At 28.1% G+C, this 7,208-nt stretch carries 5 protein-coding genes, 3 pseudogenes and 1 riboswitch; of the genes and pseudogenes, 7 read left to right on the forward strand and 1 reads right to left on the reverse strand.

All coding sequences use genetic code 11. The annotated features are described in order from the left end of the window. Positions 1–218: 218 nt before the first annotated feature. Together LLF98_RS05385 and LLF98_RS05390 are read left to right on the forward strand one after the other, a co-directional pair. Positions 219–446 (forward strand): annotated as a pseudogene (locus tag LLF98_RS05385) (cobalt ECF transporter T component CbiQ); the annotation flags it as partial. A gap of 86 nt (positions 447–532) precedes the next feature. Continuing rightward, positions 533–685 (forward strand): annotated as a pseudogene (locus LLF98_RS05390) (cobalamin biosynthesis protein CbiM); the annotation flags it as partial. A gap of 277 nt (positions 686–962) precedes the next feature. On the opposite strand, the gene LLF98_RS05395 reads toward LLF98_RS05390, so the two are convergent. Continuing rightward, positions 963–2,336 (reverse strand): DUF2334 domain-containing protein, encoded by a 1,374-nt coding sequence (locus LLF98_RS05395; RefSeq protein ID WP_291701617.1) that lies wholly within the window; start codon positions 2,334–2,336, stop codon positions 963–965. Positions 2,337–2,878: 542 nt separating this feature from the next. Between LLF98_RS05395 and LLF98_RS05400 the strand changes: the two genes are divergently transcribed. The 5 genes and pseudogenes from LLF98_RS05400 (at position 2,879) to msrB (ending at position 6,953) form a co-directional block, all read left to right on the forward strand. Continuing rightward, on the forward strand, positions 2,879–3,862 hold the full coding sequence (locus LLF98_RS05400; protein ID WP_291701619.1) for a magnesium transporter CorA family protein: 984 nt from the start codon (positions 2,879–2,881) through the stop codon (positions 3,860–3,862). A gap of 220 nt (positions 3,863–4,082) precedes the next feature. Continuing rightward, positions 4,083–4,239: riboswitch (M-box (ykoK) riboswitch) on the forward strand. Between the two features lie 235 nt (positions 4,240–4,474). After that, positions 4,475–4,654, forward strand: a complete 180-nt coding sequence (locus LLF98_RS05405; RefSeq protein ID WP_291701621.1) for a hypothetical protein — start codon at positions 4,475–4,477, stop codon at positions 4,652–4,654. A gap of 458 nt (positions 4,655–5,112) precedes the next feature. Beyond that, the gene (locus tag LLF98_RS05410; protein WP_291701623.1) at positions 5,113–6,096 is read left to right on the forward strand and encodes a magnesium transporter CorA family protein; all 984 of its coding nucleotides are present in this window, start codon (positions 5,113–5,115) and stop codon (positions 6,094–6,096) included. A 225-nt stretch (positions 6,097–6,321) separates the two neighbouring features. Next, positions 6,322–6,486, forward strand: a pseudogene (locus LLF98_RS05415) (potassium-transporting ATPase subunit KdpA); the annotation flags it as partial. Positions 6,487–6,503: 17 nt separating this feature from the next. Next, the gene (msrB, locus tag LLF98_RS05420; protein WP_291701625.1) at positions 6,504–6,953 is read left to right on the forward strand and encodes a peptide-methionine (R)-S-oxide reductase MsrB; all 450 of its coding nucleotides are present in this window, start codon (positions 6,504–6,506) and stop codon (positions 6,951–6,953) included. Positions 6,954–7,208: the final 255 nt, after the last annotated feature.

Genomic DNA, 7,208 nt, shown 5'->3' on the forward strand with positions numbered 1-7,208 from the left:
TCTTTTTAACATTTTAGTTAGAAGGGCTTTTTATTTTGTAGAAAAACCATATAAAAATTAAGGGTAGACTATAATAAATAAAGAGACTTATTGGGGCATAACCTACATAGATAACCAGCAAATTTTAGATATAAATTCTTACATAATGGTAACATGGGACAAAAATTGAAAGGAGATGTGAGATGGGAAAAGTTATTATTTTATGTGCTATATTTCTGATGGCTGCCTTTTTCTTCAAATTGAAACATCGAGGTGATTATACTCATAGGGATGCTACACATCACTATAACCATAAAATCGGACATAAACACGGAGAAGGGTATTCAATTGATTTTTATGCTTATGCTTCCAAAATCAGACACTGGAATGCTACTTTTAAAGTATCTTTATCCGTTCTGATACTGATTCTTTGTATTGTATTGGACAATCCATATGTATCTGTTGCAGCATTCATAATTTTTTTAATTTTGCTATAGGGTTTTACAAGATAGAAAGGAACGATTATGGAAAAGCTAATATTAAAAGTCGTAGATCTGCAACCAAGTTTCTCGCAGTATTTGCACCGACACAGGTTCCGCTAGCAATTATCGAAGGTATTTTGACTGTTGTCATCATTATTGGTCTTGAAACATATGCAAAATCTGAATTGATAGACCTTGGATTAGTGAATGGAGGCGAAAATTAATGTCAAAGACTAAAAAACTGTTGTAAGTTTTAGAAAATCAGAAGAATAAAATCAAATAATATTTTTTAGTATGATTGACATATAAAGAAAATAGCAATTTCAACACTTCGTGTTTCAGAAGTCCCCCATGGGAAACAAAGATTTCTAGTTACAAGCTATTTGATTAAAATATAAACTAGATCAAAATGAAATAAATAAAATAACAAAAAGAAGTAATGATTGTACTACTTCTTTTTGTATTAAATAATTCAAAAATACTTATTATAAAATATTTTCTTTATTTATCTATAAGCTCATCAATATGAACTGTTGTATAATCATCAGATTTAAGAGCTTTAACTATTTTTTGTAAGGGTGAATTTTCATCATAAGTTATATTAAATTTGTTGTTATTAGTATTAAAATCTATATATTTTAATTCAAGAAATGGATGATAATAAAAGCTATGAAGTGTATCAGGATTTTCATTATTTAATCCGTCTATTATAGACGAAGGGTCTGAATTGTGTACATATCCTAAAGGTGTTGGAACAAATAGGTTACTGTCATTAAAATTATATATGTTCGTATTGTCTGTGCCATTAAAAGGTTCATATATAAATTGGAAATAATCTGCAATAACTTTCTTCTGAAGTTCAGTATCAAAATAATGAGGACTTTCATAATAGGAAATAGGGATATTTAAAACACTTGCAGTATCAATACCTTTTTCAATTATAGCACGTGTTTCTGCTTCTGTGTTATTTACATCTTTCGATAATTCTTCACCCTTTCCACTTATTTCATCACTATGCTGGTGAGTATAACCATGAAGACCTATTTCACCACCCTTATTAATCAAATAATCTACCAGGTTAACAAATCCTGCATTTACTATATTGTCATTTATTAATAAATCATTGTCAATATTATCCTCAGGAGATACAAATCTAGGAATCCAGCTAACATGAAACTTCATTCCCTGTGAATAAAACAGATTAGCCATACACTTTATTTTTGCTTGATTTTTATCTACAGCATAGTTGCCGCCGCATCCAAAATCCTCTAATCTGATTAATGCAACATTGTCAGTGCATGATGCTGAAGAATTTTCAGGTGCTTTAACATTGCTGTTAAGTAAACTGATATTGTTATTTTTAAAGTCAAAAACAGCAATTAAATTAAAAAGTTCTTCTATATCTGAGATGGAAATATAATTATCACCACCGTTAGTTAATAAATTACCACGCAAGGAGCCTGTCCTAGAATTCTTAGTATAAGAATTTTCACTTAGTGAAATTTTATTATCATTGTTATACAATGAAATTTTGCTATTTGAAGTATCAATTGTATAGTTAAGCTTATTACAAATAAAACTAAGAGGTATATAATATCTTTGTGACTTAAGCAACATAGGAACATTAGTGATGTTAGATTCATTTAGAATATTCAAACTTATACTATTAACTTTTGTTACAGGTCTATCTTCAAATTTTATTTTTGGAGTATATGTACTTTTAAAATTACTATCAGGAAGTGTACTGGCGTATACAGTATTATTTATAACAGTTAGATTTTTATCAAAGAATTTATAATAAAAAATTGAATGACTAAATAGAAATACTGCTACAAGTACTGATAATATTAAAAAAATGAGTAGTTTCTTTTTCATAAGTTTATTTCCTCCCTATATATAAATAATTCCAATTAAACATTATATCAGTAATTTGTGACAGGTATTTGACAAAGATACATAATTTAAAATTTATTATATTTAGGGCTGATGGATATCCTAAAGAAAATTCATATGATCAAGGATAATCTTCAGGTATAATAAAAAATAAAACGAAAACTGATATTGCAACAACACTTAAAAAAATATATAAATATAGATATAAAGAACTTTTATAGAAGAATTAAAGTATAATAAAATATAACACACTAAAAATATTGCATATTTATATTTCATTTTCAGAGTGTTTCTAAAATAAGAGAAAAAAATTTAACATGAATACAGTGTCATAAACATGGCTATACCTTATAAGTTGAGATAAAAACTTAAAAACATATATATTACGAAAGGTGGTGAATTTGAGTGGATGACTATCTGGCCCAGGACTATTGTAAAAATTTAATATTAAAAAAGGGAGGATTAGGTGTAGTACTCATTGTAACTAATTCTATATCCTCTCTATAGAATAGAGGAGGATTATTATGTTTGTATTACCATTTAAAAATGATAAAAAGCAACCTATGGTTCTAAGAAAGATAAATACAGAAATAAAAATAATTGAATTTAATGGCCTTAAATGGATTGATATTATTAGACCTACTAATAAGGAAATTAAAATGCTTGAAGAGATGTATGAATTTCATGAACTTCTTTTAGAAGACTGTATGACTGAACATCAAAGATCAAAGATAGATTCTTATGATGATTATAGTTTCATTGTACTTCATCTTCCAAGATATAAAAAAGAATTTACGAGACTAGACTCTGAAGAAATAGACATATTTATAGGTCAAAATTATTTAGTTACCCTTCATGAAGGAGAACTTAAACCTTTAGTTGCGTTAGCAGAACGATGCCAGTATAGCGAAGCTGCAAGAAAAGAATACATGGAAGAAGGCTCAGCGCTATTACTTTATGAGATAACTAAGACCTTATTCGATTATTGCTTTCCTATGCTTGATAAAATTGGAAACAGTGTTAATGAAATTAATAGAGAGGTTTTTGCTATTCGTTCTAAATCGATGCTTGAAACTATATCAAGAACTAAGATGCAAATAATAAATTATAGAAGTGTAATTAAACCTTTAAGACCTGTTATAATAAATTTAGAAAAAGTAATAACAAAATATCTTCCTGAAGATATGGATTTGTATTTTGATGATATTACGGATAGAATAGAAAAAATATGGGACATGCTTGAAAACTATAAAGAGGTTATAGAGTCTGCTGATAATACATTTGCAGCACTTACTAACCACACAATGAATGGACTTATGCGTACCTTTACTATTATCCAAGTAGCCATATTGCCTATGACTCTTGTTAGTGGACTTTTTTCAATGAATGTACAAGGAATTCCAATGCACGATTATACAATGGCATTTTGGATAGTATTCGGAATGATATTTATTCCAACTATAGGTATTGGAATGTTATTACTTCTTAAGAAAGATAAGTGGTTTTAAAAATTAAATATTATTATAGAATCCATTACATTATCAACTTCATCTCCTGGAAAATGACGCATGAATGCTAATTATTTAGATTTGGAAAAACTTACATCTAAAGATAAAGGTATCAGACAAAGTTAGTAGAAACAATTGAAACTAAATTGAGAATAAAGTTGTTGACAAATTTCCAACATGTGAATATACTGATATGGTACAAAAGAGATTATAACAATTGAATAATAATCGGTAGGTGAGGTTACCATAGGGATACGGGTTGCTGCCGCGGAGTAGTGGAGACACTATGAGAAGGTTAGCAGAATGCGTCGAGTTTAAGGCGTATTTTAACGCAATTTCATTGCCCTATGAAGCTAAAGCTTGAACGGAATAAATAAATAATCTATTATTTATTTATTTAATAGCGTGTATTTTTACGTCCTCGTTCAGTTTTAGCTGAACGAGGATTTTTATTTTATTGAATATGCCTTAGATATAAAAATAGACATGGTAGGTGAGGTTACCATAGGGATATGGGTTAATACCGCAAAATAGTGAAGACACTAGGCGCAGGTTAGCAGTTTATGTCGTTTTTAAGGCATAATCTAATTCAAATCACATGGGACAATGTAGATGAAGAATATCTTAAAGCTCCAAGAAAATGGGATGCTACTTCAATTGGTAAGTTTATGTTATCAAACTTTAATTATTCATATGATAAGAACTCAAATGCTTCCATTTATTCAAGGTAGAGCATCAATTCTAGTATTATTAAGTAGTATACTGGCAATTATAGTAGGAATTATGATTTAATATGCTAATTTGGAATTAACACTTGAAATGGCACCAATGTTAGGAAAATATTTTATATGGCTAGCTATGATATTAATATGTTATATGATTATTTCAACAACACTTAAGAACAAAATATATATACAGATATAAAGAATTTTTATAGAAGAATTAATGTATAATAAAGTATAAAACACACTAAAAATATTACATATTTATATTTCATTTTCAGAGTGTTTCTAAAATAAGACAAAAAAATTTAATATGAATTAACTTGTACAGTATCATAAACATGACTATACTTTATAAGTCGAGATAAAAACTTAAAAACATATATATTACGAAAGGTGGTGAATTTGAGTGGATGCCTATCCCGCCCAGAACTATTATAAAAATTTAATATTAAAAAAGGGAGGATTAGATGTACTATTCATTGTAACCAATTTTATATCCTCCCTATAAAATGGAGGAGTATTATTATGTTTGCATTACCATTCAAAAATGATAAAAAGGAACCTATTGTTCTAAGAAAGATAAATACAGAAGTAAAGATAATTGAATTTAATGGTCTTAAATGGATTGATATTATTAGACCTACTAATAAGGAAATTAAAATGCTTGAGGATATATACGATTTTCATGAACTTCTTTTAGAAGACTGTATGACTGAACATCAAAGATCAAAGATAGATTCTTATGAAGATTATAGCTTTATTGTACTTCATCTTCCAAGATACAGAAAAGAACTTTTCAGACTTGATTCTGAAGAAATAGATATATTTATAGGTCAAGATTATTTAGTTACCCTTCATGAAGGAGAACTCAAACCTTTAGTTGAATTAGCAGAAAGATGCCAAAATAGCGAAGAGGCAAGAAAAGAATATATGGAAGAAGGCTCAGCATTATTACTTTATGAGATAACTAAGGCACTATTCGACTATTGTTTTCCTATGATTGATAAAATTGGAAATAAAGTTAATGAGATTAATAGGGAAGTGTTTGCTACTCGCTCTAAGTCAATGCTTGAAGCAATATCAAGAACTAAGATGCAGATAATAAACTATAGAAGTGTAATTAAACCATTAAGACCTGTTATAATAACTCTAGAAAAAGTAATTACAAAATATCTTCCTAAAGACATGGATATATATTTTGACGATATAACTGATAAAATAGAGAAAATATGGGATATGCTTGAAAATTATAAAGAAGTTATAGAATCTGCTGATAACACATTTGCAGCACTTACTAACCATACAATGAATGGACTTATGCGTACTTTTACTATTATTCAAGTTGCTATATTGCCTATGACTCTTGTTAGCGGACTTTTTTCAATGAATGTACAAGGAATTCCAATGCACGATTATGCAATGGCGTTTTGGATAGTATTCGGAATGATATTTATTCCAACTATAGGTATTGGAATGTTATTACTTTTTAAGAAAGATAAGTGGTTTTAAAAATTAAATATTAAAGCAATCAATTAGATACCGTATTATTCAAAAATGAATTTACGGTATTTTTGTTTTGCAATTCTAATTAATATGAGAATATTACTTTTTGCTCAAAATTAATATAAGGATATTGTTAAGATAAATGTTTAGGATATAAATAAAGGATAAAGGTTCACTAATAAGAAAATAATAAGTGCATGATAATTAGCTTTTATAAATAATAATAGGAATTTTTTGGTAACTCAAGGAGTACCACAAACTCTATTAGGAACTAAAACGGTAACTACAATAGAAGGAAAAATGCAGGATATACCAATGGGTCCTGTAGCGGCCCTTGAATCTATAAAACACGTAGGAACAAATGGTAGTGGTTTCTTTGGAGCAAACTCATCACATCAATCGGAGGTAATAAAATGAATAAAAAATATGGAAAAAAGTCAAAGGAAGAATTAAAAAAAGAGTTAACTGAAGAACAATATAAAGTAACGCAAGAAAATGCTACAGAAGCACCATATTATAATGAATATGATAATTTTTATGAAAGAGGAATTTATGTAGATGTAACAACAGGAGAGCCTTTATTTATATCTTCTGATAAGTTCAATGCTGGTTGTGGATGGCCTACCTTTTCAAAGCCTATATCAAGAGATGTTATTAAAGAAAAAAAGGATGGCAGTCATGGTATGGTACGAACCGAAGTCAGGAGTAATACAGGTGATGCTCACCTAGGACACGTATTTTCTGATGGACCTGAAGAAACAGGTGGATTAAGATATTGTATTAATTCAGCATCACTAAAATTTATTCCTATGGATAAAATGAAAGAATTAGGTTATGAAGAATATTTAGATTTTGCGTTATAATATATTAATTGAAACAACTAAGGCTTATTGTATAAGTTTTTTAGTTGCTTTTTTATTAAATATTGTATACTGTCTGATATTATTAGATATAGCTAAAATTATGATATAATATTTATATATATAAATTCTAATAAAGAAACTTCATAGACTTAATATTAAAATAATATTATTTTTTAATATGCACAAAATATATTAAGAATTATTTTGTGAGGTAATTAGTTTATGAATAATAAAGTTTTCACCCAAGAATCAATA

The sequence above is a fragment of the Clostridium sp. genome, assembly GCF_021372645.1.
Lineage (GTDB): Bacteria > Bacillota > Clostridia > Clostridiales > Clostridiaceae > Clostridium.